The 26,858-nt window shown below is 69.5% G+C and carries 18 protein-coding genes, 3 pseudogenes and 2 CRISPR repeat arrays (1 of these 23 cut by a window edge); of the genes and pseudogenes, 13 read left to right on the plus strand and 8 right to left on the minus strand.

The genetic code is table 11. From position 1 onward, the window contains the following. Positions 1 to 17 precede the first annotated feature (17 nt). Positions 18 to 803 carry an adenosylcobinamide-GDP ribazoletransferase gene (locus C1706_RS13355; protein WP_129459742.1) on the minus strand — a complete coding sequence of 262 codons (786 nt, stop codon included), beginning with the start codon at positions 801 to 803 and terminating at the stop codon, positions 18 to 20. 49 nt (positions 804 to 852) lie between these two features. Continuing rightward, positions 853 to 1,875, minus strand: a complete 1,023-nt coding sequence (gene cobT / locus C1706_RS13360; RefSeq protein ID WP_129459743.1) for a nicotinate-nucleotide--dimethylbenzimidazole phosphoribosyltransferase — start codon at positions 1,873 to 1,875, stop codon at positions 853 to 855. Between the two features lie 39 nt (positions 1,876 to 1,914). On the opposite strand from cobT, the pseudogene C1706_RS15015 reads away from it, so the two are divergent. Then, positions 1,915 to 2,229 (plus strand): annotated as a pseudogene (locus C1706_RS15015) (IMPACT family protein); the annotation flags it as partial. A gap of 32 nt (positions 2,230 to 2,261) precedes the next feature. Here C1706_RS15015 and C1706_RS14695 read toward each other — a convergent pair. Both C1706_RS14695 and C1706_RS13375 read right to left on the minus strand, forming a co-directional pair. Next, on the minus strand, positions 2,262 to 4,070 hold the full coding sequence (locus C1706_RS14695; RefSeq protein ID WP_164987572.1) for an MDR family MFS transporter: 1,809 nt from the start codon (positions 4,068 to 4,070) through the stop codon (positions 2,262 to 2,264). A gap of 120 nt (positions 4,071 to 4,190) precedes the next feature. Then, positions 4,191 to 5,903: a glycoside hydrolase family 13 protein gene (locus tag C1706_RS13375; RefSeq protein ID WP_206661148.1), complete on the minus strand. Its 1,713-nt coding sequence runs from the start codon at positions 5,901 to 5,903 to the stop codon at positions 4,191 to 4,193. Between the two features lie 194 nt (positions 5,904 to 6,097). Between C1706_RS13375 and C1706_RS13380 the strand changes: the two genes are divergently transcribed. From C1706_RS13380 to C1706_RS13395, 4 genes are all read left to right on the plus strand, one after another. After that, positions 6,098 to 7,018 (plus strand): NADP-dependent oxidoreductase, encoded by a 921-nt coding sequence (locus C1706_RS13380; RefSeq protein ID WP_129459747.1) that lies wholly within the window; start codon positions 6,098 to 6,100, stop codon positions 7,016 to 7,018. Between the two features lie 161 nt (positions 7,019 to 7,179). Continuing rightward, entirely contained in the window at positions 7,180 to 7,575 is a 396-nt protein-coding gene (locus C1706_RS13385; protein WP_129459748.1) for a DUF2218 domain-containing protein, read from the plus strand. Next, positions 7,572 to 8,972, plus strand: a complete 1,401-nt coding sequence (fumC, locus tag C1706_RS13390; RefSeq protein WP_129459749.1) for a class II fumarate hydratase — start codon at positions 7,572 to 7,574, stop codon at positions 8,970 to 8,972. The genes C1706_RS13385 and fumC overlap by 4 nt, the downstream gene beginning before the upstream one ends. Before the next feature lie 157 nt (positions 8,973 to 9,129). After that, positions 9,130 to 9,984, plus strand: coding sequence for an exodeoxyribonuclease III (locus C1706_RS13395; RefSeq protein ID WP_129459750.1), 855 nt, complete (start codon positions 9,130 to 9,132; stop codon positions 9,982 to 9,984). A 19-nt stretch (positions 9,985 to 10,003) separates the two neighbouring features. Here the strand turns inward: C1706_RS13395 and C1706_RS13400 are convergent, their stop codons facing one another. Further along, positions 10,004 to 10,660 (minus strand): SIMPL domain-containing protein, encoded by a 657-nt coding sequence (locus tag C1706_RS13400; protein ID WP_129459751.1) that lies wholly within the window; start codon positions 10,658 to 10,660, stop codon positions 10,004 to 10,006. Between the two features lie 163 nt (positions 10,661 to 10,823). Here C1706_RS13400 and C1706_RS13405 point away from each other — a divergent pair, with 163 nt between their 5' ends. Continuing rightward, the gene (locus tag C1706_RS13405) at positions 10,824 to 11,834 is read left to right on the plus strand and encodes an NAD(P)H-dependent flavin oxidoreductase (RefSeq protein WP_129459752.1); all 1,011 of its coding nucleotides are present in this window, start codon (positions 10,824 to 10,826) and stop codon (positions 11,832 to 11,834) included. 46 nt (positions 11,835 to 11,880) lie between these two features. Then, a complete protein-coding gene (locus tag C1706_RS13410) occupies positions 11,881 to 12,660 on the plus strand; it encodes an alpha/beta fold hydrolase (RefSeq protein ID WP_206661144.1) in 780 nt (259 codons plus the stop codon). Positions 12,661 to 12,693: 33 nt separating this feature from the next. Here the strand turns inward: C1706_RS13410 and C1706_RS13415 are convergent, their stop codons facing one another. Together C1706_RS13415 and C1706_RS13420 are read right to left on the minus strand one after the other, a co-directional pair. Beyond that, entirely contained in the window at positions 12,694 to 13,980 is a 1,287-nt protein-coding gene (locus C1706_RS13415; RefSeq protein WP_129459753.1) for a thymidine phosphorylase, read from the minus strand. Positions 13,981 to 14,381: 401 nt separating this feature from the next. Next, positions 14,382 to 14,567: a hypothetical protein gene (locus tag C1706_RS13420; protein ID WP_129459754.1), complete on the minus strand. Its 186-nt coding sequence runs from the start codon at positions 14,565 to 14,567 to the stop codon at positions 14,382 to 14,384. A 291-nt stretch (positions 14,568 to 14,858) separates the two neighbouring features. Here C1706_RS13420 and C1706_RS14405 point away from each other — a divergent pair. The 6 genes and pseudogenes from C1706_RS14405 to C1706_RS14115 all read left to right on the plus strand — a co-directional run. Then, positions 14,859 to 15,566 (plus strand): annotated as a pseudogene (locus C1706_RS14405) (AMP-binding protein); the annotation flags it as partial. Further along, a pseudogene (locus C1706_RS15020) lies at positions 15,544 to 15,735 on the plus strand (hypothetical protein); the annotation flags it as partial. The pseudogenes C1706_RS14405 and C1706_RS15020, both read left to right, overlap by 23 nt. Before the next feature lie 97 nt (positions 15,736 to 15,832). Then, on the plus strand, positions 15,833 to 18,604 hold the full coding sequence (locus tag C1706_RS13425; protein ID WP_241653579.1) for a Pls/PosA family non-ribosomal peptide synthetase: 2,772 nt from the start codon (positions 15,833 to 15,835) through the stop codon (positions 18,602 to 18,604). Between the two features lie 121 nt (positions 18,605 to 18,725). Further along, positions 18,726 to 19,811, plus strand: a complete 1,086-nt coding sequence (locus tag C1706_RS13430) for a heparan-alpha-glucosaminide N-acetyltransferase domain-containing protein (RefSeq protein ID WP_164987573.1) — start codon at positions 18,726 to 18,728, stop codon at positions 19,809 to 19,811. Continuing rightward, positions 19,787 to 20,050: a hypothetical protein gene (locus C1706_RS14110; protein WP_164987574.1), complete on the plus strand. Its 264-nt coding sequence runs from the start codon at positions 19,787 to 19,789 to the stop codon at positions 20,048 to 20,050. The genes C1706_RS13430 and C1706_RS14110 overlap by 25 nt, the downstream gene beginning before the upstream one ends. After that, positions 20,047 to 20,628 (plus strand): 4'-phosphopantetheinyl transferase family protein, encoded by a 582-nt coding sequence (locus C1706_RS14115; protein WP_164987575.1) that lies wholly within the window; start codon positions 20,047 to 20,049, stop codon positions 20,626 to 20,628. The genes C1706_RS14110 and C1706_RS14115 overlap by 4 nt, the downstream gene beginning before the upstream one ends. On the opposite strand, the gene C1706_RS13440 is transcribed toward C1706_RS14115, so the two are convergent. Then, complete coding sequence (locus C1706_RS13440; protein WP_129459757.1) at positions 20,609 to 20,893, minus strand: hypothetical protein; 285 nt, start codon at positions 20,891 to 20,893, stop codon at positions 20,609 to 20,611. The two genes, C1706_RS14115 and C1706_RS13440, sit on opposite strands and share 20 nt — an antisense overlap. A 52-nt stretch (positions 20,894 to 20,945) precedes the next feature. Continuing rightward, positions 20,946 to 23,540: a CRISPR direct-repeat array (repeat unit 29 nt; unit sequence GGGCTCATCCCCGCGTAGGCGGGGAGCAC). A 91-nt stretch (positions 23,541 to 23,631) separates the two neighbouring features. After that, positions 23,632 to 26,858: a CRISPR direct-repeat array (repeat unit 29 nt; unit sequence GGGCTCATCCCCGCGTAGGCGGGGAGCAC); it runs 712 nt beyond the window's last position.

The raw sequence follows: 26,858 nt of genomic DNA on the forward strand, positions 1-26,858 counted from the left end.
GCACCCTGGCGTCGGGGTCAGATCATGGTCAGGCCCAGGAGGAGGCCGACAGCGCTGGCCTCAACCAGGGCGCCCAGCACGTCACCGGTAATGCCGCCGAGGCGCTGCAGCGCCCGCACCAGCACCGCGAGCGCGGCGAGGATGCCAACCCCCATCGCCAGGGGCCACGCCCACCAGGGCAGGCCAGCACCCCAGGCGTTGGCCATGGTGCACACCGCGACGCCGAGCACCAGGTTGGCGACGAGTGCCGCCGCCAACAGCCACGCAGGGACGGTTTGGGCCATCGCCTGCCCCAGCCCGTCGTGACGGGCCGCAGGCACGACGCTCGCGCACCCGAGCGCCAACGCCAGGCGTCCTGAGGCGAGCGCGAACCCTGCCAGCGCCCACCCGCCGGGGCGGGAGAGAAGGTCGCCCAGCAACGCCGCCTGGGCGCCGTACACCAAGACCAGGGTGATGGCCCCCATCGGGCCGACGTTGCCCAGGCGCATGATCTCCAAGGCGCGCTCGCGGGCGCGCCCGGATCCGAGGCCATCGGCGGTGTCGGCCAGCCCGTCGGCGTGGATCGCGCGTGTCGCCCACGACAGGGCTCCGACGGTCAAGAAGCCCGCCGCAATGCCCGGGACGCCGACCAGGGCGAGTGCCCAGCCCGCCAGCGCGCAGACCACGGTCAGCGGCAACACGACCAGCCAGGCGCCCGCCATCGCGACGCGCGCCACGGAGGCGTCCACGCGTTCTGGCGCGGGACCAGGGATCGCGGTGAGCGTCCCCCACGCCAAACGGACACCGTTGCGGAGTGTGTTCATCGCAGCCCTCCCGGCGCGGTCAGGATCCGTCGGATCGGGTACTGACCTGTCATGACAAGTCCGCCAGGGCGGCGATGTCTCGCAGCGCGGCACCAGAGGCCTCGAGGATCGGGACCGCCAGCACCGCCCCGGTGCCCTCACCCAGGCGCATCTCCAGGTCGAGAATCGGCGCGAGATGAAGGCGACGCTGGGCGAGCGCGCAACCAGGCTCGGTCGAGGCGTGACCGGCGACCATCCAGGCGGACGCCCCCGGTGCGAGTTCCTCCGCCATGAGGGCCTCGGCGCTGGCGATCAGCCCGTCGACGACCACCGGAATGCCGCGACGCGCGGCGCCCATCATGAAGCCGGTTGCGGCGGCGATGTCGGCCGATCCCAAGGCGGCGAGACGCTGCAGTGGATCGGCGGCACGGTCGCCGACGCGATCCAACGCGGCGTTGATGGCGTCGGCCTTGCGGGCCAGCCCGGCGGCGTCAACGCCCGTGCCGGAGCCCGCCACGTCGCCGCCACGCAACCCGAGTGTGGCGGCCACCAATGCCGCCGACGGGGTGGTGTTGCCGATGCCCAGGTCACCGGCGATCAGGAGTTGAGCGCCGTCGGCGATGGCCTCTGCGGCGATCTGGTCGCCCGCAGCCAGGGCCGCCTGGAGTTCGTCGGCGGTGAGCGCGTCCTCATCGCTGATCGGACGGGCAGGGTGGACGTGGAAGCGCGTGACCTCGTCGGGAACACCGGTGAGCCCGTCGACGCCGAGGTCGTACAGCGAGACGGTCGCACCGACGCTGCGGGCCAGCGCGCTGATCCCGGCATGACCGTCCAGGATGCCGTGCACCATCGCCAAGGTCACGGCGGTCGGGTAAGCGGAGACGCCCCGCGCGGCGACGCCGTGATCCCCCGCGAACACGACGACGCGCACGTCGGTCAGCGGCGCGGGCGGATTGACGCCTTGGCAGGCAGCCAGCCAGGCTCCGAGGGTCTCCAGCCGTCCTAGAGCGCCCAAAGGCTTGGCTTGGGCGTCGCTGCGAGCGTGCGCTGCGGCGCGAAGGGACGGGTCGGGCGCGGTCACGGGATTCGTCATAGCGCCCACCATCCTTCCACCGTCTGGCAGGCTGCGGGCATGCGTTCGTGGTTGCCACAGGGTTTCTTCGCCCGCACCGAAACCGAGGAGAAGCGGTCGCGGTTCCTCACGACGCTGGCGCGCGCCGACTCCGAGGACGAGGCCCGCGCGATCGTGGCGCAGGTGCGAGGAACGTTCCCCGATGCCCGCCACCACTGCCTGGCGTTCGTGGTCGACGTGGCCGACGCACAGCCGATCGAGCGCAGTTCCGATGACGGGGAACCCGCAGGGACCGCTGGGATGCCCATGCTAGAGGTGCTGCGCGGCGCCCAGCTGGGCAACACGGTCGCGGTGGTGTCGCGCTATTTCGGCGGGATCCTGCTCGGCACGGGAGGCCTGGTGCGGGCCTATTCGGACGCGGTCGCCACCGCGCTGGCGGACGCCCCCCGCGTCATCCCGCAGCGCCGGGTGATGTGGGGCATCGACGTTGGCCCCGCGGACGCCGGGCGCATCCAGGGGGCGCTGATGAACCGCGGGCTGGACGTCGTGGATGCGGCCTGGGGGTCGAGCGTCCGGTTGACGGTAGCCGTGTCGGACCCCGGCCTGGCGCTGCCGATCGTGCACGAACTGACGCAATCTGACCGAGACCCCATCGATCTGGGGACCCGCATCGTCGAGGTCCCCCTCGCCCGCTGACTCATGCGTCCTGCTCGCCTGGAGGTCAACGAGGCAGGGGTGAGGGAGGGCCGACGGCTAGTGGGCCAACGGTGCGGTGCCTGCCGCGTCGTCGGCGTCCTCGGGGGCCTGCGAAGGAAGAAGGCGGTGATCACGGCCGCGGTCCACACGGCACCCGCACCGAGGAACGCCCAGTGCGACCCGGTCAGCATCGCCTGGGGGGTGGGTTGTCCCGCGGATTCCGCGACGGCGGTCTGCATGGCGAACACCGTCACGAACAGCGACGTGCCCGCAGCGCCGGCGACCTGCTGGACCGTGCCGATCATGGCTGATCCATGCGAGTACAGCCGGGGCGGTAGCACGCCCAGGGCCACGGTGAACAGCGGCGTGAAGAGGAAAGCGAAACTGATGCTCATCACGATGTGAGCCACCATGACGGCCCACCAGGGAGTGCTGGGCGTCAGCAGCGCGAAGGCGCCGAACACACCCAAGACGACGAGGCTGGCGGGCACCACCAGGACGCGCGGCCCCACTTTGTCGTACAGGCGTCCGACGATGGGGCCGAGCAGCCCCATCGCGATGCCGCCCGGCAGCATCATCAGACCGACCTGCAGCGGTTCGAGGCCGTACACGTTTTGCAGGAGCAGCGGCAACATGATGATCGACCCGAACATGGCCATCATCGCGATCGCCATCATGAGCAAGGCGACGCTGAAGGTCGGGAAGGTGAACGTCCGCAGGTCCAAGAAGGCCTCGTCACGCCCTTGAAGGACGAGTTGGCGGGCGACGAAGGCGAGGAGCCCGGCGACGCCGATCCCGATCGCGAGCATCGGCTCCCAGAAGGGGGCCTCGGTGCCGGTGAGGCTCAGCCCGTAGATGAGCGGGCCGAACGCGAGGGCGGTCAGGGGAATGGAGATCAGATCCAGGGGCGGGGCGGTCGCGTCGGAGGAAGAGGCCCGCAGGCCGCGGCGTCCGAGCACGAGCATGAGCAGCGCGATGGGAAGGACGAACCCGAAAATCAGACGCCACGACCCCAGGTGCAGCAGCAGCCCCGACAGGGTTGGCCCGACGGCGGGGGCGACCGAGATGACCAGGGAGATGTTGCCCATGACCTTGCCGCGGTGATGCGGGGGGACGAGCGTCATGATCGTCGTCATGAGCAGCGGCATCATGACGGCGGTGCCGGACGCCTGAACGACCCGGGCGGCCAGCAAGAGCGGAAACTGCGGGGCGAGGAGGGCGGCCAGCGTCCCGGCGCTGAACAGCGACATCGCCAAGGTGAACACCGCGCGGGTCGGGAACCGCTGCAGGAGCCAGCCGGTGATCGGGATGATGACGGCCATCGTCAGCAGGAACGCTGTGGTCAGCCATTGGGCCGTCCGTTCCGGCACCTGAAAGTCGGCCATGATCCGCGGCAGGGCGACGTTCATGGTCGTCTCGTTGAGGATCACGACGAATGCCGCGATCAGCAAGATGGTGATGACGGACCTGTCGCCCCGGTTCAACCGATCGGGCAGCGGTGCTGGACTCAAGGGGGACATGGGAAAACCTCCGCGTGAACGTGGGGGAACGATGGGGTCGCCCATGACCCAGGACCGACAGGTTAGCCGTGAAACGCCGCGGTCCCAAGACCTCGGGAGGCTGGGGACCGCGGCGTCGGCTCAGGCGGCGATCCAGGCGGTCGCGTCAGCGGGCAGGAGCCCGTCGATCAGGGGCTCGGAAGTCACCAGCACCTCGCCTGCGGGCAGTGCGACGGGCTCGGGGCCGAAGTTGACCACGACGCTCACCGACTCGCCACGGCGGAACGCCACCACGTCAGGGCCCAGATCCAGCCACGTGAACGCGCCGGTGCGCAGGTCGGGCAGGTCGCGACGGAGCTTCAGCGCACGCTTGTACAAGGTGAGCGTGGAGTCCGGCTCGCTCGCCTGCTTCTCCGCGGTCAGGGCAGCCCAGTCGGCAGGCTGCGGCAGCCACGGTGCGGCGTCGGTCCCGAACCCGAACGGGGACGCCTCGCCCGACCACGGCAGCGGGACGCGGCAGCCGTCGCGGCCGCGGAGGCGGTGACCCGAACGCTCCCACGTCGGATCGTCGAGCAGATCCTCGGGCAGGTCTTCGACTTCGGGGAGGCCCAACTCTTCGCCCTGGTAGATGTAGGCCGTCCCGGGTAGGGAAAGCTCCATCAGCGCGGCAGCGCGCGCCCTGCGGCGGCCACGGGCCACGTCGGTCGGGAACGAATGCATGCGCAGCGCCCGCTCGGCCGGATCCTCCCAGCCCTCGCCCTCGACGGCGGTGGCGAAGTTGCCGCCCGTCTCCGGCTTGCCGAATCGCGTGACGACACGGGTCGAGTCGTGATTGCCCAGCACCCAGGTGGTGGGGGCGCCGACGGCATCGTGCGCGGGCAGGCTCTTGGCGATGACCGCGCGCTGGGACGCCGCGGACCATTCGCTCAGCAGCGCGTCGAAATTGAACGTGCTGTGGAGCCGGTCGGGGGTCACGTACTGGGTGAGGCGCTGGATCGGATCGAGGTAGGCCTCCGCCACGAACACGCGCTCGCCAAGATCCGAGTCGGCGTACTCGCGGGCCACGGCGCGCCAGCGGCGCTGGATGGTCTCGATGCCGGGAACATCCCACTGGGGGCTGCCTTCGCGCTTGTCGTTGGTGCCATGCCCGGTGACCGGGTTGACCTCTACGTCGGGCAGGGCCGGATCCTTCGCCATCGCGTCGGCGACGTCGATGCGGAACCCGTCGACGCCCCGGTCGAACCAGAACCGCAGGACGTCATCGAACAGGGCCGGGACGGCGGGGTTGTCCCAGTTCCAGTCCGGCTGGGAGATGTCGAACATGTGCAGGTACCACTGGCCAGGCGTCCCGTCGGGGTTCGTCGTCCGGGACCAGGCCGGGCCCCCGAACAGGGAGCCCCAGTTGTTGGGGGGCAGGTCGCCGTTCTCACCGCGGCCATCGCGGAAGTAGTACAGATCGCGCTCCGGCGAGCCGGGCGCGGCGGCCAGCGCGGCCTGGAACAGCGGATGCTCCCACGAAGAATGGTTGGGGACCAGGTCGATGAAGATGCGCAGCCCCAGGCCATGCGCCGCCGCGATCAGCTCATCGGCGTCGGCGAGCGTCCCGAACTGCGGGGAGATGTCTTGGTAGTCGGCGATGTCGTAGCCGCCGTCCAGCAAGGGGGAGGGGTACCAGGGGCTGATCCACAAGGCGTCGACACCGAGGTCGGCCAGGTAGGGCAGCTTGGAGATGATGCCCTGGACGTCGCCGGTGCCGTTGTTGTCGGCGTCGGCGAACGAGCGAGGGTAAACCTGATAGACGACGGCGTGGCGCCACCACTGCGGGTCGTGGAAGTGGGGATTCGGGGCCGCGATCTGCGGCGTTGCGGATGCGTTGGTCACCGGTCCAGTGTTTCCCTCCACCGATGCTGGGGCAAGTCTTTGCCACAAAGATTATTCGTCGATTGAGGTGGTTTCCCTCCTGGTCGCGGTCGGGGTGGAGGGGGCGCCTCGACCCGCCGGTTCTGGGGTGGTGGAATACCGAACCGGGCCGCAATGGTTGAAACTTCATGAGTGTTAATCGTGAAGTCATCCAGACCGCCGTGGGCGGGCCTGAACTCCTGAGCGTCGTCTCCTCCCCGGTGCCCGAGCCGGGCGCGGGCCAGGTGCGCGTCAAGGTCGCTGCGGCCGGGCTGAACCCGGTCGACTGGAAGGTTGCGGCCTATCCGGCCGCTGCCACGATGTTCGGCGTGACCGTGCCCGGTGGCTACGGCAACGACTTCTCCGGTGTCGTGGACGCCCTCGGCGAGGGTGTCGAGGGCCTCAGCGTCGGCGACCGCGTCTTCGGCTCGGCTCGCGGCCACGCCGTCGCGGACTACACGGTGGTCCCGGTCACGGCGATCGAGCGGGCACCCGAAGGCCTGAGCCTGGACGACGCTGCCACGCTTCCCATCGCAGGCGCCACCGCAGCGGCCGCGCTGGCCCCGCTGGCACTGGGCCCCGACGACACCGTCCTCATCGGGGGTGGGGCAGGCGGCGTCGGCGTGCTGACCGTCCAGCTCGCCGCCGCCACCGGGGCGACGGTCATCGCGACCGGCTCCCCGGCCAGCCACGACTTCCTGCGTGAACTGGGCGCCCTCCCCGTCGCCTACGGCGAGGGCCTCGAGGACCGCGTCCGGGCGCTGACGCAGCGGCCCATCACGGCAGCCGTGGACCTGCAAGGCACCGCGACCGTCGAGGCTGCCCTCGCCCTGGGCGTGGCCCCGACGCGGATCACCGCGATCGCCGCGATGGGCGGGCTGCCCGACGGCGTCCGCATCACCGGCGGGGCGGATGCGGAACCGGGTGCGCTGGCTCAGGTCGCCCAGCAGGTGGCCGACGGGACGCTCCACGTCGTGATTTCCGGGCGTTACCCGCTGACGGACGCCGCCCAGGCCGTCGCGCGCCTGGTCGAGGGACATGTGCGCGGGAAGCTCATCATCGTCCCCTGAGGCGAGACAAAGCCTCAAGTAACGCTGGCGGCCGGACGTTCTCCCTCAGGGGAGGCGTCCGGCCGTTGCCTCTCGTGGGGAGGCCGCGCCTCACGCGAACAGTCAGGGTGAAGGTTCCCGGTTCGACGACTCTGGCCCTAGCACCCCGGTAGCGTGGGGGCATGGTTTCGTTCCGGAGCACCGCCGTCGTCCCTACGGATCGGGCAGCCCGGTTCGGCAAACAACTGAGCTCGCACCTGGGGCGCCGCCATGGCGGTACCTGGAGCGAGGAGGACCAGCGCGGCAGCGTGACCTTCGAGGTGGCCAGTGCCACCCTCGAAGCCTCGCCTGAGGCGCTGACGCTGACCGTCTTGACCGACGACCCCGACGCTGTTCCCCGGTTTGAGAACGTGGTGGGGCGGCATCTGGTGCGGTTCGGACGCGACGCAAACTTCGTGGTGACGTGGCGTCGCAGTGACGGCAGCCCCGGCACCGAGCAACGGTTCGACGATTCCGAGGACGAGCACCCTGCCCGTCCCGCACGTGAGGGCGATCCCGCCCAGGAGGAGCAGCGATGACGCGCGTAGAGACCGACAGCATGGGGCCGATCGAGGTTCCCGAAGACGCCTACTGGGGTGCCCAGACTCAGCGTTCGCTGGGCAACTTCGACATTGGCCGCGACACGTTCGTGTGGGGCCGCCCCATGATCAAGGCGCTCGGCATCTTGAAGAAGGCCGCAGCCCAGGCCAACGGTGAGCTGGGCGAACTGCCCGCCGACATCGCCGACTACATCGTGCAGGCCGCCGACGACGTGATCGCCGGACGCCTCGACGACCAGTTCCCGCTGGTGGTGTTCCAGACCGGCTCCGGTACCCAGTCCAACATGAACGCCAACGAGGTCATCAGCAACCGCGCCATCGAACTGGCGGGCGGGGAACGCGGCTCGAAGAAGCCGGTCCACCCCAACGACCACGTCAACCGTGGCCAAAGCTCCAATGACACCTTCCCGACCGCCATGCACATCGCCGTGGTGGGCGAGCTGAACGATCGCCTCTACGGCGCGATCACGCACCTGCGCGACACGCTGGCCGCCAAGGCCGACGAGTTCGCCGAGGTTGTCATGGTGGGCCGCACCCACCTGCAGGACGCCACCCCGGTGACGCTCGGGCAGGTCATCAGCGGCTGGGTCGCTCAGATCGATTTCGCACTGGAAGACATCCACCACGCTGAGGTGGGCGTCCGCGAGCTCGCCATCGGCGGTACCGCCGTGGGCACCGGCCTGAACGCGCACCCCGACTTCGGCAAGCTCGCCGCCAAGAAGATCTCTGAGGAGACGGGGCTGGAGTTCGTGCAGGCGCCGAACCTGTTCGCCAGCCTGTCGGCCCACGATGCCCTGGTGGAGGTCAGCTCGGCGCTTCGCCTGCTGGCGGGCGCGATGATGAAGATCGCCAACGACGTGCGCTGGTACGCCTCCGGGCCGCGCAACGGCATCGGCGAACTGCGGATCCCCGAGAACGAGCCGGGCAGCTCGATCATGCCGGGCAAGGTGAACCCGACCCAGAGCGAGGCCGTCACCATGGTCGCTACGCGCGTGTTCGGCAACGACGCCACCGTCGGATTCGCCGGGAGCCAGGGCAACTTCCAGCTCAACGTGTTCAAGCCGGTCATGGCCCACGCCGTGCTGGAGTCGACCCGTCTGCTCGCGGACGCCGCTCGGTCGTTCACCGATCACGCCGTCGCCGGGCTCGAGCCGAACCGGGAGCGCATCCAGGCCAACCTGGACAGCAACCTCATGCAGGTCACCGCGCTCAACCGGCACATCGGCTACGACGCGGCCGCGGCCATCGCGAAGGACGCCAACAAGACCGGGTCGACGCTGCGTGAGGCCGCGTTGCGTTCGGGCAAGCTCACCGAAGCGGAGTTCGACGCCTGGGTCGTCCCGATGGACATGACGCACCCCTCGGCCGCCGAGTGATCCGCAGCGCGCAGCGCTAAAACAGATGCTGCCGGGGCCTGTCCTGCGTGACGGACCCCGGCAGCATCATGTCTGGTGTCACCCCTGCTGCGGGGCGATGCCTGGTGCCCTTTCCTGACGAGGGTGCAGTGTCGGGGCGAACGGCTAGCCTCGACGCGTGAGGATCGCCACCTGGAACGTGAACTCCGTCAAGCAGCGCGTGCCGCGCCTGTTGCCGTGGCTGGAGGAGCGTGCGCCCGACGTGGTGTGCCTGCAGGAGACGAAACTGACCGATGCGGCGTTCGCCGATCTGCTCGCGGAGCCCCTGCGTGAGCGCGGCTACGCCTTCGCGCATCATGGTCAAGGGCAATGGAACGGCGTCGCGGTGCTGTCTCGCGTGGGCCTCGACGACGTACAGCGTGGGTTCCCCGGCCAGCCCGATTTTGACGGTCGTGCCGAGGCGCGGGCGGTCGCGGCGACGTGCGGGGGTGTGCGGGTGTGGAGCCTGTATGTGCCCAACGGACGCGAGGTCGACTCGGACCACTACGCCTACAAGCTGGCGTGGCTGGACGCGCTGGCGGCGGCCACGGCGGGCGAGGAGCAGGTCGCGCTGTGCGGCGACATGAACATCGCCCCGGCCGATGCGGATCTGTTCGACCCGGCGGCCTTCGCCGGGCACACGCACGTGACTCCCCGCGAGCGTGAACGGCTTGCGGCGTTCGGCCTCGACGATGTGGTGCGGGCGCACTGGCCACAGGATCGCGTGTTCAGCTACTGGGATTACCGCGCGGGCATGTTCCATCAAGACTTCGGCATGCGGATCGACCTCATCTTGGCGTCGGCCCCGGTGGCCGGGCGCGTCAAGGCGGCGTGGGTCGATCGGCAGGCGCGCAAAGGGAAGCTCCCCAGCGATCATGCCCCGGTGATCGTAGATCTCGACGAGGCACCCGACGGCGACATCGGCCCCATGGTGCCGCCGCCGTCGCGTCCGGCACCCGCACGACGCGTCACCCTGCCACAAGGCTCCCGCTGAACCCGCGGGGCGGCGCCGCCTAGGAGGCCTGGAAGCGCGCGTGGACGGTCGCCCCGCCGGTCACGTCCTCCGGGGTGAGCTCCGTCGTTTCGGGTGCCTTCCCGCGCGCCATCGCCCCCAGGGCTGTGACGGGGCCAGAGACGCTGCCCGATCCCACCGACAGCAGCCCCGGGTCGGCGACCTCGACGATCTGAACGCTGTCCAGGCCGCACGCCTGTGCGATGGCGGCCGCGCGCTGGCGGGCATCCTCGACAGCCTCCCCGAGAGCGGACGCCTCGATGCGGAGCCTCGTCGCGTCGGTCAGGGTCCAGCGCACATGCTGCACGTTGGTGACCTCCGAGGCGCCCCACGCCGCCACGCGCTCAGCTAGGACGGTGAAGTTCGCGAACTTGGCGCGGATCGTCGCCGAGGCGCGATAACGCCGCTCTCCGAGCGTCCCCTTCTGCGTGGTCGGCTGCCACGACGACGTGGTGAGCGGCGCGACGCTGAACCAGGTCACGGGGGCGTTCTCTGCTTGAGCGAGGCCGCGCAGTTCGGCATCGATGCGCGCGGTTTCGGTCTGCACCCGCGTGGCCGCACGGCGGGGATCGGAGTCCTCCGCGAGTAGGTGTAGGTCGACGGTGCCCCGCTCGGGGGGCAGGGCGTATTCGCTCGTCCCGATCACGGTGATGTCCATGTGTCCTCCCAGCGTCCGTGGATGGCCCCCTACGGTAGTGGGTGAGGTGAACGGTGGCCATGTGCCGACCGCCCGCGTCGCCTGGGCCCCGGGGGAAAGGCGGTGTCCCCTTGTGCGGGCGCGACGAACGCGACACCGTGGGGGCACAAGGCAGGGAGGCACGATGGCGTCGAAGGCGGAGGACAGGTCGGCGAGAGCCGCAGCATTGCTGGGGCGCTTGCGCCTTCCGGTGGTGGCCGCCCCGATGTTCTTGGTGTCGGGGCCGGATCTCGTCGTGGCGTGTTGCCGAGCTGGCGTGCTGGGGACCTTCCCGGCCCTCAACCAGCGCACCACCGAAGGCTTCGCCGCGTGGCTCGACGAGGTGGAGGCGCGTCTGACGTCCCGCGACGCGCCGGTCGGGGTCAACCTGATCGTGCACACCTCCAACCCGCGCCTCCACGCCGACCTGGAGGTGGTGGTCGCTCACCAGGTGCCCGTCGTCATCACCTCGCTGGGCGCCGTCCGCGATGTCGTCGCTGCCGTGCACTCCTATGGCGGGCTGGTGTTGCACGACGTCACCACACTGCGTCATGCCCGCGCCGCCGCCGAGGCAGGCGTCGACGGGCTGATCCTGGTGAGCGCCGGCGCCGGGGGGCATGCCGGCACCCTCAATCCGTTCGCCTTCGTCGCGAGCGTCCGGCCCTGGTTTACCGGGCTGCTGCTGCTGGCGGGTGGCCTCTCCCGGGGTGCGGACGTGTTCGCCGCCCAGGCGATGGGGGCCGACCTGGCCTACCTGGGCACGAGGTTTTTGGCGAGCGCTGAGGCGGACGCCGCACCCGGCTACCGCGAGATGCTCGTGGACGCGCAAGCCGCCGACATCGTCTACACGCCGGCGGTCAGTTCCGTGCCCGCCAACTTCCTGCGGGCCAGCCTGGCGGCGGCGGGGATCGATCCGGACGCCGACCCGGGCGCCGTCGATCTGAGCCACCTGACCCGCCCTGACACGGTGACAGCCACCGCCTGGCGGGACGTCTGGTCGGCAGGGCAGGGCGTCGCGGCGATCCATGACATCCCGTTCGTGGCGGACCTCGTGGACCGGCTGACGGTCGAGTACGAGGCGGCCCGCGACCGGTGCGCCGCCCTCGCCGCCGATGTCCTCGCGCCCGGCGGCACCGCGGCGGAGGAGACGTTATAGGCTCACACGGCGTGAGCTCCTTGCCTTCTGCCGACCGTTTCCGGCCGTGACGCCCCAGGACGCCGCAGCGGGCGATCAGCCCTGGACGCGGGAACGGCACCTCAGCGAGGGTGAGGTCACCATGGCGGTGACCGAGACGGCGGGGCCACCCGAGCCCGTCTTCGTCCTCATTCACGGAATCGGCATGGGCCGCGCTGTGTTCACCGAACTGGCTAACGAACTCGCGGCGACAGGGCGCGTCCTCGCCTTGGATCTGCCGGGGTTCGGGGACTCACCCGAGCCAGGCACCGCTATGTCGCTGGAGGCGACCGCAGCCGGGCTGGCGGACGCGTTGGCGTCTGAACTCCCGCACGGTGCCGTCTGGGTGGGGCACTCGATGGGGACTCAGATCGTCGCCGAAGTGGCGGTGCAACGCCCCGATCTGGTGCGTGCGTTGGTCCTGATCGCGCCCACGGTGGACGCGGCGGCGCGGACCGCGCCACGGCAGATCCGGCACATGCTCCAAGACCTCTACGGGGAGTCGCCCCGCGTGCTGCTTGTGGGGATGTGGCAGTACACCAAGACGAGCCCCCTGTGGTTCGTCCGGAAACTGCAGTTCATGCTCGCCCATCACCTGGAGAGCATCTGCCCGCGCATCGCCGCCCCGACGCTGGTGTTGCGGGGCGCGCACGATCGGGTGTGCCCCGAACCGTGGACGCGCAGCGTCGCCGCTTTGATTCCGCATGCCACCTTCGAGCAGATCCCCGATCGGGGCCACGAGGCGGTCATCAAGAGCGCCGAGCCTGTCGCCGACATGATCACCGCGTTCGTCGACGCCCAGAGCTGAGGCCTTGCGCGCCCCGCCGCGGCCCGTGGTGCCCTAGGCGATCCGGTCGATGATCAGCGGCCGCGTCGCGACGCTCGTGCCGGGGGCGGCCAGGCTGATCGCGCCTGCCAGCGCCTGTTCGGCTCGCGGGAACCGGGCCGGGTCAGACGTGTGCAGCGTGAGCAGCGGCTGGCCTGCGCGGACGGTATCCCCCGGCTTGGCGTGGAGTTCGACGCCTGCGGCGGCGTCCACCGGATCCTCCTTGCGGGCGCGACCTGCTCCGAGTCGCCAGGCGGCGACGGCGACGTCCATCGCGTCGATGGCGGACACGACGCCGTCGTGCTCTGCCGTGAGCGTGTGCGTGTCGACGGCGACCGGGAGCGCGGCGTCCGGATCGCCACCCTGGGCAGCGACCATGCGGCGCCACACGTCCATCGCGCGCCCATCGCTGAGGGCGGCTGCCACGTCGACGTCGGGCTTGCCTGCCGCGGCCAGCATCTCGCGGGCCAACGCCACGGTCAGTTCGATGACGTCGGACGGCCCGCCCCCCGCCAGCACGTCCACCGACTCGCGGACCTCCAGGGCGTTACCCACCGTCAAGCCGAGCGGGGTCGACATGTCGGTGAGGAGGGCGACGGTGGTCAGCCCCGCGTCCGTGCCCAGATCCACCATCGTGCGGGCCAGTTCGCGGGCGCGCGCCTCCTCGCGCATGAACGCCCCCGCGCCCGTCTTCACGTCGAGCACGAGGGCGCCGGTGCCCTCGGCGATCTTCTTGCTCATGATGGAACTGGAGATCAAGGGGATGCAGTCGACGGTGGCGGTCGTGTCGCGCAGGGCGTACAGCTTCTTGTCGGCGGGCGCGAGGCCGGAGCCCGCCGCGCAGATCACCCCGCCGACCTCCCGCAGGACGTCGAACATCTCCTCGTTGGTGAGGTTGGCGCGCCAGCCGGGGATGGACTCCATCTTGTCCAGCGTCCCGCCTGTGTGCCCGAGCCCGCGCCCGGAGAGCTGAGGGACCCGGACGCTGAACGCCGCGACCAGGGGCACCAGCGGCAGCGTGATCTTGTCGCCCACCCCGCCGGTGGAGTGCTTGTCGGCGGTGGCGCCCAGCGAGGTGAAGTCGAGGCGCTCACCGGATTCGATCATGGCGCGCGTCCACCGCTCGATCTCGGGACGCTCCATGCCGTTGAGGAAGATGGCCATGGCGAGAGCCGACATCTGCTCATCGGCCACAACACCGCGGGTGTAGGCGTCGATCACCCAGGCGATCTGGTCGTCGGACAAGGTCTGACGGTCACGCTTGGTCCGGATGACATCAACGGCATCGTAAGGCTCCACCATGCCACTCAGCGTATGGGCTGACCCTGCGACGAGCCAGCCGGGGAGAGGTGAACAGGGCACGAAAAAGCGCCGAGACCAGGAGTCTCGGCGCCACTGTTACGCGATCGGGGATGATCAGCGGGGCTGGTCGTGGAACACGATCTCAGCCATGTGCATGCCCATGCCCCCGACCATGGCCGCCCGCAGGCTCAGGAACAAGAAACGCATCGTTCACCCCCACTTCATGTGTAAATCTTCCGGCCCACCGCCGCTCTGGCTATAAATGTACGCGTTTCGTGGGGGGTTTGCCAGCCAGTTCGGCCTGGTTGCCGTGGTGTGCTGGGCTGGGCAGGGGAGCAGGCGCACAAACGCGGCCGCTCCTGTCGGGGCGGCCGCGCGGTGAGCGGTGGTGGGGGGATCGGTCAGGCGTTGGGATCGGGTGGGAGGTTCGGGTCAGGATCCACGTCGCCGTAGTTCTTCGGGGCGCCGTCTTCCACCTGATTGGCGAGGTCGGCGTCAGGGCTCGCATCGCCCTCATCGGGGATGCCGCCGGGGCGCAGACGGTCCACTTCGGAAACCTCGCCGCGATCGGGCTGGATATCGCTCATCGGTCGTTCCTTTCGTCACTGAGATGCCTTGGGCAGGACGCCTCGGCGCCCAGCCTACGCAGTTCGACCCCCGGGGGGAGGGGGCCTCGGGGCTGTTCGGCGGAGGTGTTCGGCGGCGCGTCGCGACGGGCAGCCCGCGTGGCTAGGAGGAATGCCTCGCGTATCTGGGTAGGGACGGTTCCCTGTGAAAAAGCTGAGAACTGTTGATAGCATCGTTCTGCACGCCTGGAGGTCCGGATCGATTCCACCGGGCGGCATAACCCCCCCCCATAATGAAGGTTTCTCTTCTCCATGTCACTTACGTTTCCCCCGGCGTCTTTGCATGTTCATCACGATTATCTTCTTCCTCGCCTTGAGGTTGATTCGTCTCAGCGACCCCACCGGTTGATCGACTTCTTCGAACGGTCGGTAGAGCGTGATCCCGACCGGGTTGCGCTCGTGTGCGAGGGCCGAGAATTCACCTACGGCGACCTCGAAGCGCGGGCGAACAGCCTCGCGCACCACCTCATGCGGCGCGGTGCGCGGCCAGGGCGACGTGTCGGGATCTACATCCCGCGCTCGCTCGACATGTACGTGGCCGTCTTGGCTTCTGCCCGCCCGGTCGTGGATCGGGGCGGGGATCCCGAGGCTTATGTGATCTACACCTCGGGCTCCACCGGGCGCCCCAAGGGGGTGCTGGTGCCGCATTCAGCGATCACCAACTTCGTCGATGTCGTCATTCAGATTTATGACGTTCGCCCCTCCGATCGGATCTATCAAGGGCTGACTATCGCCTTCGACTTCTCGCTAGAGGAATTGTGGCCCACCTGGGGTGTGGGGGCGACCATGATTGCCGGCCCCGTGGATGGCCGCCAGGTCGGGAGCGGGCTCGCCGATTTCCTGGAGGAAAACAGGGTCACGTTCTATCACGGCGTCCCCACGGTGCTCGCCACCGTCGACCGTGACCTGCCCTTGATCCGGACACTTAACTTGGGCGGTGAAGCATGCCCCCAAGGTCTCGTGGAGCGCTGGGGAAGGCCCCCACCGGCGGATCCTCAACACCTACGGCCCCACCGAATGCACGTCCTCGTGCACGTATGCCGAACTCGTGCCGGGTCGCCCCGTCACCATCGGCGTCCCGCTGCCCACCTACTTCGCCGCCCTCCTCGATGAGGAGGGACACCCGGTGCCGGAGGGGTCGGTCGGGGAACTCGCGATCGGCGGCATCGGTGTCGCCCTGGGCTACCTGAACCGACCCGAACTGACCGCCGAGAAGTTCATCTCCAATGAACAAGGCGACCGCATGTATCGCACCGGGGATCTGGTGCGGCTCACCGATGACGGCGAACTGGAATACCTCGGCCGTGCCGACGCGGAAGTTGAAGGTCCGCGGCCATCGCGTCGACCTCGGGGAGATCGAGACGTCGCTGCAGGAGAACGACGCGATCCAGGCGGCCGTGGTGACGCTCATCGACAAGGAGAGCAACGGCGGACGCCTGGCTGCCTTCATCTTGCTCGCCCGCCCGGTCGATGACGTGGACGCCCTACGGCACGCCCTGCACGAGCATGCGCGCGGCAAGCTGCCCCCGTACATGGTCCCCGACTTCATCGACGTCATCGACACCATTCCGCTCATGCCGTCGGGCAAGGCGGATCGCAAAGCGCTGCCGCGTCCGGCAACCGACCCGTTGGTCAGCGGCGGTGCCTACGTCCCCGCCGAGGACGAGATCGAGGAGTTCTTGCAGGCGACGTGGGCCGACGTACTGGGCCTCCCGCCTGAAGCGGTGTCGGTGACGGCGAATCTGTTCGACGACCTGGGTGGGCACTCCCTGATCGCGGCAACGCTCGTCTCGGCGGTGCGCCGATCGGGACGCTTCGGCATGGCGGGGCTGGCCGTCCCAGAAATCTATGAGAACCCGACCATCCGTCTCCTCGCCACCCACCTGAGGGCGACATCCGACGCGGACGCGGGCCCCGAGGACGCCGAACTGGTCGCTGCCGCACGGCCGCAGCGCGCGTCCACCGGCCGGATCTGGGCCTTCGGGCTCGCGCAGTTGGCCTGGATCGTCGTCTTCGTGGCCGTCGCGATGGCACCCATCGGGGTGATCTACGCCGTCAATGAGGGCGAACCCAGCATCGCGATGCTCGTCGAGTTGATGCTCAGCGTTCCCGTTTCCTATCTGGTGTCCCGGTGGGGGCTTCCCACGCTGGCGGCGGTCCTGTTCGGGCGCCGCATCCGTGAGGGCGCGCACCCGCTGTATGGGGTCATGCACCTGCGGGTCTGGATCGTGGCCCGGGCGATGTCGCTGTCGCCGATGCCGCGGCTCGCCGGGTCGCCCTACGCCCTCACTGTCCTGCGCTGGTGCGGCGCAGAGGTCGCCGAGAGCGCCCATCTGGGAACCGCTGAGATTCCCCTGCCGACCATGGTGACGGTCGACGCGAACGCGACCGTGGGATACGCCACACACCTGTCGGGCTACGAGATCCACGGCGGGCTGCTGCATGTGGGGCGCATCGTGGTCGGACGACACGCGATGGTCGGAGCCAACGCGGTGCTCGCGCCCGGTTCACGTGTTGGGGCGCACGCGGTGCTCGGCGATCAGTCGCTGCTGCCGCAAGGGGTGCGTGTCCCCCCGCGCGAATGGTGGGACGGTTCGCCGGCGGCGCGCGGCGTCCGCGAAGCAGACCCGGTAGTGGGCGAGATGCTCACCTGCCCGATGGCCCCCACCACCTGGCGCAAGCCGCAGCGCGACCGCTTCCTTCTCAGCATCGCTGCGCTGGAGTTGCTCCCCATGGTCGCACTGGGGCCCGCCGTCGTCGTGGTGTGGGCGGCCCTCATGTCGTTCGACCACATGGCTGCGCTGTGGGCGACGATGGCCACCGGCCCGCTGTTCGTGGCAACGGTATGCACGCTGATCCTCATCATGCGCCGGTTCGCCTTGGAGAAGACGCCGATCGGCATCCACCATCTGCGCTCCACGCTGGGAGTGGAGAAGTGGTTCTCCGATCAGTTGCTCAGCGTCAATCTTGAACTGACCAACTCGCTGTTCGGGACGCTGTACACCCCGCATTGGCTGCGGCGTCTGGGCGCCAACATCGGGCCCAACACGGAGATCGCGACGATCGCCAACATCGATCCGGACCTGCTCACGCTCGGGGCGGGCTCGTTCGTGGCCGACATGGGCTCGGTTGGCGCGGCCATCTACGCCAACGGGCACGTCGCCTTCCGCCCCACGTCGGTGGGGGATCGCGCCTTCGTCGGCAATGCGGCCTTCGTCCCCTCGGGGAGTGCCATGGGGGATGACTCTCTCATCGGCGTCATGTCGATCCCGCCCACCGGGGGGATGCCCGCGGGGAGTTCGTGGCTGGGCTCGCCCGCGATCTTCCTGCCCCAACGCGAGGTCTTTGGGCAGTTCGACGAGACGACGACGTTCGCGCCGCCGCGCTGGAAGGTCGCGTTGCGCTACATCGTGGAGTTCTTCCGGATCACGCTGCCCGGCACCCTCCTGGGGCTGTCCACCTTCGGGACGCTGATGGTCGTGTCGTTCCTGGCGGCGAGGACGCAGGCCTGGGTGACGATTGTGGCGACCCCGCTCATCGCGCTGGGGTTCTCCGTCGTCACCGTGGTGGTCGTGGCCGCCATGAAGTGGGCGCTGCTCGGACGCTACCGGCCCCGCGTCGAGGCGTTGTGGAGCGGTTTCGTGCGTCGCACCGAGTTCATGACCGGCATCTATGAGGCGACCGCCGTCCCGGTGCTTCTCCAAACCCTCACCGGGACGCCCATGCTGGCCCCGATGATGCGCCTGTTCGGGGTCCATGTGGGGCGTCGGGTCCTCCTGGACACCACCTATCTCACCGAGTTTGACCTGGTGCGGATCGCCGACGACGTCGCCGTGGGCGCCCACGTGTCCCTGCAGACCCACCTGTTTGAGGACCGCGTCATGAAGATGGGCCTGGTCTGCCTGGACGAGGGCAGTTCGGTCGGGGCGCGCGGCATCGTGCTGTACGGCGCGACGCTGGCTGCCTACGCCGACCTGGCACCGCTCTGTCCCTGGTGATGAAGGGGGAGTTCATTCCCCCGGGAACGCGCTGGATCGGCATCCCGTCGCGTCCTGACACCACCATCGTGGCTCCACCTGCCTCGGAGTCGGTGAGCGTCGGCGGTCGGCGATGACGACCGTGCCGCGGCGAGCCTACGACGCGGAACTGCTCCCCGCCTCGGCGGCTACCCCTGACCTCATCGTGGACGACACGGAGGACGCGCTCGCCCACGCGTGCCTGCCCGCCGAGGAACAAGCGCCGCAGGCGCCCGTCGTGCGCCGCACCCGGGTGGCAGGCCTGGATCTGGCTCGGGCACTGGCCGTGCTGGGCATGATGACGGTGCATCTCACGCCGCTGCTCACCCGTGACGGGCTGCGTCCGATCGCCTGGATCATCACCTCCGGCAACTCGGCCGCACTCTTCGCAGTGCTGGCCGGGGTGGGGGTCGGGCTCACGACGGGGCGTGATCGGCCGCCGCGGGGGCGCCGCTGGGTGGGGGCGACCCTGAACCTGGTTGTGCGGACGCTGTTCACCGGGACCCTGGGGCTCCTGCTGGGGTTCTTCGTGGACGCCAGCGTGGCGAGCATCATCCTGCCCACCTATGCCGTGCTGTTCGTCATGCTCATCCCCGTCCTGCGGGCTGGCGCCCGGATCGACATGGCCCTGGGTATCGCGGTCGCGATCGGTGCGCCGCTGCTCAGCCACGTGATCCGGCGGACGTGGGCGCTGCGGGGCTCGGCGGGCCTGGAGGTGAACCCGAACCTGACACTGCTGGATCTCGTGACCAACCCGGCGGGGGCTGGTACCGCCCTCATGCTGACCGGTACTTTCCCCGCGCTGACCTGGTTTGCTTACACGTGTTTCGGCCTCGGGATCGGCCGCACCGCGATCGCCCGCCGCCACGTCGCCGCGTCCCTGCTGGCCATCGGGGCGTTCCTCGCGGGTGTGGCGTCGCTCGCCGGATGGCTCCTCATGGACGTGGTGGGCGGGCGGCGCGAACTCGCCGCGGCGGCCGCCCGGTCGATGTCGTTGGAGGCCTACACCGACATTCTGGTGTGGGGGCCGATGGCACGCTGCCGACCACGACCCGGTGGTGGAATGCAGTGCTCGCACCCCACACCGGAACACCCTTGGACCTGCTGTTCACCCTCGGGGTGGCCACGGGTGTTCTCGGGCTGTGCCTCATCGTCGGCAGGGTCGTGGAGCGGCCCCTGCGTCCGCTGACGCTGCTGGGTTCGATGCCGTTGAGCGCTTATGTCGCGCACCTGATCATGCTGCAAATCCCCGGCCTGGGGAACGCCGGTTGGTGGTCGCTGGGAGCACAGTTCGCCATCCTTGTTGTCGCCGCTTCGCTGTGGCGGCTGTGGTTTGCCCGCGGCCCGCTGGAGATGGTGCTGGGTGTCTTCACGGCGATGATCAAGCGCTGGACGCAGGCCGGGGGCAACGCCTCGGCCCGCGCGTGAACGAGGATCGCTGCGACGTCTGGTTGGTGCGCGGGACGCTGCGCGGGTGGCGCCTCATCGAGACGGTCGTGGCGGTGCCACCCCAGGCTCGAGGGCTGCCGCTGGGGCGGCGCTGCGGGGCCTGCGGCGGCACCGACCACGGTCGTCCGATCCTGCCCTGGACAGATGCGCCGTCGGTGTCGGTGTCCTACACCGACGGCTGGTCGGCGCTGGTGCTGGCGAGGGGACGCGTCGGTGTCGACATCGAACGGTGCGGCGAGCGGCCTGCCTTGGACGCCTTGGCTGAGTGGGTATGGAACCCGGCTGAGTATGAGGAACGACGCGGACGGGATGACTGGCGCTCCTGCTTGTTCCCTGACTGGACGCGGAAGGAAGCCCTGTTGAAGGCTCACGGGCTGAGTGTCTCGATGGCCTCGTTCGAGGTAGGCCACCGGCTTGCACGGGTGCCGGGCATGCCACCCCTGGCCGTGACGGATCTCGCGTCGCCCCCCGGGCTCGTGGGGGCCGTGGCGGCGGCGCCGAGCGCGGCGGTCCGCGTCAGGATCGTCTCGGGGCCGATTACACCTCGTCGATACTGAGGGATCCGAGGTAGCTGTCGATGAGGTAGCCGCCGGACGCGCCTCGTTCCAGCCAGTAGGTGGGGCGGTTCTTGGCGTGCAACCGCACCGGGCGTCCCTGGGCGGACATCTCCACGATCGCCCGATAGGAGAACCGGACGGTGATCTCTTCGGAGTCGGCGTCATAGTCGACGATGCCGCGTTCGATGGCTTGGGTGCGCAGCATCTCGGTCCGGGAGGGTTTGCTCACCTCGGTGTGCTCGCCCCACCCGCTGAACTGGAGCACGTTGAGGTTGCCCCGGGCCGCCTGGTCGCCGTCGGCGGCGCGGTGGGCTTGTTCGTTCATCCCCGCGTAGGCGGGGAGCACGCGGGACTGTCGGATGGTGAGCGTGCCGGCTTGGGCTCATCCCCGCGTAGGCGGGGAGCACTCCGCCATCAACGGGGCGCAGTTCCACTCGGGGGGCTCATCCCCGCGTAGGCGGGGAGCAAAGTTGTGCTTCGAGTGCGACGTAGGTGGGGCCGGGCTCATCCCCGCGTAGGCGGGGAGCACGACGCGAGCTGCTTCCGCCCCGCTCAGTACATGGGCTCATCCCCGCGTAGGCGGGGAGCACGAGCAGGGCGCGGTCGAGTACATCGGCGGGAAGGGCTCATCCCCGCGTAGGCGGGGAGCACGACATTTCAGTCCACCCAAGCCTGTAGGTCTGGGGCTCATCCCCGCGTAGGCGGGGAGCACGTGTTCCTACGGCGTCAGGAGGGTAACCGGCGGGGCTCATCCCCGCGTAGGCGGGGAGCACTCCTTGATGGCTTCGAGGTCTACTGCGCCGTCCGGGGGCTCATCCCCGCGTAGGCGGGGAGCACTCAAACGCGCCCCTCCAGAACCCGAGGAAGTCGGGCTCATCCCCGCGTAGGCGGGGAGCACTGGTGGGTGCTTGTAGGTGGTGATGGAGGTAGGGCTCATCCCCGCGTAGGCGGGGAGCACTGAGGTGGCGGGCCGCCCACCCGTCGGCGGCGGAGGCTCATCCCCGCGTAGGCGGGGAGCACACGCTCTCGATCGCTCTCGGCCTCGCCCATGTGGGCTCATCCCCGCGTAGGCGGGGAGCACTTCGCGTCGGTCTTCGCCAGGGTATGAATTGCGGGCTCATCCCCGCGTAGGCGGGGAGCACATCTCGTTGTGCTCGAACTTGGCGACCTTCGCGGGCTCATCCCCGCGTAGGCGGGGAGCACGGGTGTCGAATCGTGGGCGTAGACGACTCTGAGGGCTCATCCCCGCGTAGGCGGGGAGCACCCCAACAGCCGTGAAGTGGCTCTGATGCGTGAGGGCTCATCCCCGCGTAGGCGGGGAGCACGCAGATCGGGTCCGGTGGATCTCACGGCGTGAGGGCTCATCCCCGCGTAGGCGGGGAGCACGGGGGACAAGCCGCCGCAGTTCGGACGCGAAAGGGCTCATCCCCGCGTAGGCGGGGAGCACGGGGCAAGACCGGTCTCACCGCAGCCCGGAAGCGGCTCATCCCCGCGTAGGCGGGGAGCACCGGAATCCAAGATGTTGTGAAAGCCCCGATCCGGGCTCATCCCCGCGTAGGCGGGGAGCACACCCTGGACTCGCCGGGGCGGTTCACATTCGTAGGCTCATCCCCGCGTAGGCGGGGAGCACCATTGACCGGACCGATCGGGGTGACTGGGGCAGGGCTCATCCCCGCGTAGGCGGGGAGCACGCAAACTGAACAGCATCAAATCGAAAGCGTCGGGGCTCATCCCCGCGTAGGCGGGGAGCACTGGAGGGCTTTACGGCGGGTCACCTCATATCGGGGCTCATCCCCGCGTAGGCGGGGAGCACCTGCGTGAGGTGCGTCGCCAGTTGGACTCGGCGGGCTCATCCCCGCGTAGGCGGGGAGCACCGATCCGAATGCGAGTCGAACCACACCTCGCCGGGCTCATCCCCGCGTAGGCGGGGAGCACCATACGCCGCGACAGGTGGCGTGCTGGATGCTGGGCTCATCCCCGCGTAGGCGGGGAGCACACGCCGCTTGCGGCCGGCGACAAGGGCTGGGCGGGCTCATCCCCGCGTAGGCGGGGAGCACACGGATCCCGGCGAGATGCAGGTCTTGAAGGAGGGCTCATCCCCGCGTAGGCGGGGAGCACGCAGCAAACGATGTCGGGCTCACCCAGAGCGAGGGCTCATCCCCGCGTAGGCGGGGAGCACCCGAGGGGGGCCAGGAGCGGAAGGTCACGCGGGGGCTCCTCCCCGCGTAGGCGGGGAGCACCAGCACGCCACCAAGGCCGCACTGTTCAGGCAGGGCTCATCCCCGCGTAGGCGGGGAGCACGATGTGACGACCCGGCAGCCCGCCCCGCATGTGGGCTCATCCCCGCGTAGGCGGGGAGCACGTATCCCAGCCCACCGTCTCGACCCGTCGCCAGGGCTCATCCCCGCGTAGGCGGGGAGCACTTGGCCGTCAGCCGCTCCACCTCGGCGCGGGCGGGCTCATCCCCGCGTAGGCGGGGAGCACACTCCTACATCCAGACAGCCGAAGCGATGAAGGGGCTCATCCCCGCGTAGGCGGGGAGCACCTGATGCGATCCCATAGCGCCGGTCACCGTCGGGGCTCATCCCCGCGTAGGCGGGGAGCACATCGGCGTCTGCACAGCAGCAGGACTCCACCCCGGCTCATCCCCGCGTAGGCGGGGAGCACATCGTTCAAAGGGGTGTCTGCTCGACTGTGGGGGGCTCATCCCCGCGTAGGCGGGGAGCACATCGTTCAAAGGGGTGTCTGCTCGACTGTGGGGGGCTCATCCCCGCGTAGGCGGGGAGCACGTCCTCCTTGCTGGCGGTGTGGCGGGGTGCAGGGGCTCATCCCCGCGTAGGCGGGGAGCACGTGGCTCGTCAGGTGGAGGTGTGGGGTGGTCGGGGCTCATCCCCGCGTAGGCGGGGAGCACGTCCACCCACAACCCGGGCAGGGAGGTGAGGCGGGCTCATCCCCGCGTAGGCGGGAGCACGACGAAAACCACATCCGCCGAACTGTCGAGGAGGGCTCATCCCCGCGTAGGCGGGGAGCACTTCCCCCACCAGAACCACGGTCCCGGCGTCGCAGGCTCATCCCCGCGTAGGCGGGGAGCACACGACCAGGTCGACCCGATCACACGGCAGATGCGGCTCATCCCCGCGTAGGCGGGGAGCACCGGCGCGACTTCTTCGCCCAGTGCAAGCGCTGGGGCTCATCCCCGCGTAGGCGGGGAGCACACCTGGCTAGCCCAGGGCTTGGGGCCGGCCGCGGGCTCATCCCCGCGTAGGCGGGGAGCACCAGGCGCTGACGCCCTTGCGGATCAGATCCTCGGGCTCATCCCCGCGTAGGCGGGGAGCACGTCCTGCACACGCTGTGCGACTTGGGCGGCTTGGGCTCATCCCCGCGTAGGCGGGGAGCACGACCCCTGACATCATCGCGATGGACGGCACTCAGGCTCATCCCCGCGTAGGCGGGGAGCACTTGTCGAGGCCGTCGGCGCGATCCCGTTCCTTCGGCTCATCCCCGCGTAGGCGGGGAGCACCACCTTTCCAGGGCAGGGTGCGTCCTCGAAAAGGGCTCATCCCCGCGTAGGCGGGGAGCACCCTGCGCGAGGAGGACGGGGCGAAGGTCTTCCGGGCTCATCCCCGCGTAGGCGGGGAGCACGCGCGCACCACCTACGTGTCGCCTGACGAGCAGGGCTCATCCCCGCGTAGGCGGGGAGCACTCGGGGCCGATCTGGAAGGTGCCGATGGTGTCGGGCTCATCCCCGCGTAGGCGGGGAGCACGTTTTGGTCGGGCAGGACGTATCCGAACCGTTGGGCTCATCCCCGCGTAGGCGGGGAGCACAAGCGCGCCCATTGGGGCGTACGGGTCGCCGGGGGCTCATCCCCGCGTAGGCGGGGAGCACGGCTGTTGCATGTCTGACGGCTACCGGTTCACCGGCTCATCCCCGCGTAGGCGGGGAGCACTCGATCGGCCCCTTCAAATAGCCGGCGAGAAGGGGCTCATCCCCGCGTAGGCGGGGAGCACATCTTCGGGGAGCCCACGAACCCGGCCACCGCGGGCTCATCCCCGCGTAGGCGGGGAGCACGTCGCAGGCGGCACGTAGCCACGTCGCGTTCTGGGCTCATCCCCGCGTAGGCGGGGAGCACACTTGCAGCCGTTCATGGTCGGCATGCGCCTGAGGCTCATCCCCGCGTAGGCGGGGAGCACTCGGCCGTCCAGTCGCCGGGACCACCCGAGCCGGGCTCATCCCCGCGTAGGCGGGGAGCACTCACGACAAAACATCGTGTACCCCTGGTCCATGGGCTCATCCCCGCGTAGGCGGGGAGCACGTGGATGAAACCGGGTTGATCCGGCCCACCGTGGGCTCATCCCCGCGTAGGCGGGGAGCACCCACCAAGGCTGTCCCCCAGCTCTGCGCGGACGGGCTCATCCCCGCGTAGGCGGGGAGCACCAACTTTCCAACTGCCGGATACGCGAAAGCGTGGGCTCATCCCCGCGTAGGCGGGGAGCACCGTAGGCACCTAGCACCGTCATGCCCCGGATGGGGCTCATCCCCGCGTAGGCGGGGAGCACGTGACCTGAGGGTCAAGCTGCATCTGCTCGAAAGGGCTCATCCCCGCGTAGGCGGGGAGCACGCGTTCTGGGACAAGCGGGATCGGGTCCAGTCGGGCTCATCCCCGCGTAGGCGGGGAGCACTCCCGGGCCCAATCCCGTTTTGGGCAAATGCCGGGCTCATCCCCGCGTAGGCGGGGAGCACATAGCCTTGTCGTCTTCCTGGAACGAGATGCCGGGCTCATCCCCGCGTAGGCGGGGAGCACACCTACGCGTCAAGGCCGATCAGGGTCAGCGTGGGCTCATCCCCGCGTAGGCGGGGAGCACTGAGCGGGCCCGGCAGCGTAAGAAGGCGTGATGGGCTCATCCCCGCGTAGGCGGGGAGCACGCCTAATCAAGCTGGCTAGCACTGCCGCAGAAGGGCTCATCCCCGCGTAGGCGGGGAGCACACGGCACCGAGTGCCCGCATATGGCTGTCTGGGGGCTCATCCCCGCGTAGGCGGGGAGCACTGGCTAACAATTTCACGACCGTAGCGGGGGGTGGGCTCATCCCCGCGTAGGCGGGGAGCACTCGGTTGTCCAGTCGCCGGGACCACCCGAGCCGGGCTCATCCCCGCGTAGGCGGGGAGCACCATTCCCGACAAGGCCGAGTCCATTTTGCTGACGGCTCATCCCCGCGTAGGCGGGGAGCACGTACTCACCCAAGCCAGGCCGCCCATGGTCCGGGGCTCATCCCCGCGTAGGCGGGGAGCACCGTCATCGTCGCCAGCCAGGGCTTCTACGCCGCGGGCTCATCCCCGCGTAGGCGGGGAGCACGACTCCACTTCAGTCGGCCACTGCCCGGGACGGGGCTCATCCCCGCGTAGGCGGGGAGCACGCGGCTGCTGGGCGTCCGAGGATCTCCAGCCCGGGCTCATCCCCGCGTAGGCGGGGAGCACTGCTCGCTCGGATACCAAGTGATCGATTGGCTGGGCTCATCCCCGCGTAGGCGGGGAGCACGGGACGACGGGTATCAAGGAACTCACCGACGGGGGCTCATCCCCGCGTAGGCGGGGAGCACCCTACAAGCACACGCCATCTGACAGGATCAACGGGCTCATCCCCGCGTAGGCGGGGAGCACCGCAACGCCGCATTGACCTGGTCAGCCTGCTCCGGCTCATCCCCGCGTAGGCGGGGAGCACGTCAGGTTGCCGACAACAGTGATAGTGGGTTCAGGCTCATCCCCGCGTAGGCGGGGAGCACGTGAGAGTCATGGGTCACGCCTCCTTGGCGGTCGGCTCATCCCCGCGTAGGCGGGGAGCACGCCATCGAGTCCGCAGCACGCGACCTCGAAGCAGGCTCATCCCCGCGTAGGCGGGGAGCACGTTCGGGACCAATCTGGAAGACCCCGATGGTGTCGGGCTCATCCCCGCGTAGGCGGGGAGCACCCCAGTCGCCCAGAGCCAGGCCGCACTCGCGTTGGGCTCATCCCCGCGTAGGCGGGGAGCACATGCCCTTGATGCCGCCGTAAATCTCCGGATGGGGCTCATCCCCGCGTAGGCGGGGAGCACGCGCGCACCACCTACATTTCGCCTGACGAGCAGGGCTCATCCCCGCGTAGGCGGGGAGCACGTTCCGCATCGCCGTCGCATACATGCCACGCAGGGCTCATCCCCGCGTAGGCGGGGAGCACGGCGGTCATGGCAGCCATCGC

It is taken from the genome of Propioniciclava flava (assembly GCF_004126535.1).
Lineage (GTDB): Bacteria > Actinomycetota > Actinomycetes > Propionibacteriales > Propionibacteriaceae > Propioniciclava > Propioniciclava flava.

Excerpts from the sequence above, each read along its gene's own strand:
- cobT (WP_129459743.1), bottom strand. The coding sequence starts at position 1,875 with ATGACGAATCCCGTGACCGCGCCCGACCCGTCCCTTCGCGCCGCAGCG.
- fumC (WP_129459749.1), top strand. The coding sequence starts at position 7,572 with ATGACGCGCGTAGAGACCGACAGCATGGGGCCGATCGAGGTTCCCGAA.
- C1706_RS13420 (WP_129459754.1), bottom strand. The coding sequence starts at position 14,567 with ATGAGCGATATCCAGCCCGATCGCGGCGAGGTTTCCGAAGTGGACCGT.
- C1706_RS13405 (WP_129459752.1), top strand. The coding sequence starts at position 10,824 with ATGGCGTCGAAGGCGGAGGACAGGTCGGCGAGAGCCGCAGCATTGCTG.
- C1706_RS14695 (WP_164987572.1), bottom strand. The coding sequence starts at position 4,070 with ATGTCCCCCTTGAGTCCAGCACCGCTGCCCGATCGGTTGAACCGGGGC.
- C1706_RS13385 (WP_129459748.1), top strand. The coding sequence starts at position 7,180 with ATGGTTTCGTTCCGGAGCACCGCCGTCGTCCCTACGGATCGGGCAGCC.
- C1706_RS13400 (WP_129459751.1), bottom strand. The coding sequence starts at position 10,660 with ATGGACATCACCGTGATCGGGACGAGCGAATACGCCCTGCCCCCCGAG.
- C1706_RS13380 (WP_129459747.1), top strand. The coding sequence starts at position 6,098 with ATGAGTGTTAATCGTGAAGTCATCCAGACCGCCGTGGGCGGGCCTGAA.
- C1706_RS13425 (WP_241653579.1), top strand. The coding sequence starts at position 15,833 with ATGAACAAGGCGACCGCATGTATCGCACCGGGGATCTGGTGCGGCTCA.
- C1706_RS13415 (WP_129459753.1), bottom strand. The coding sequence starts at position 13,980 with ATGGTGGAGCCTTACGATGCCGTTGATGTCATCCGGACCAAGCGTGAC.
- C1706_RS13355 (WP_129459742.1), bottom strand. The coding sequence starts at position 803 with ATGAACACACTCCGCAACGGTGTCCGTTTGGCGTGGGGGACGCTCACC.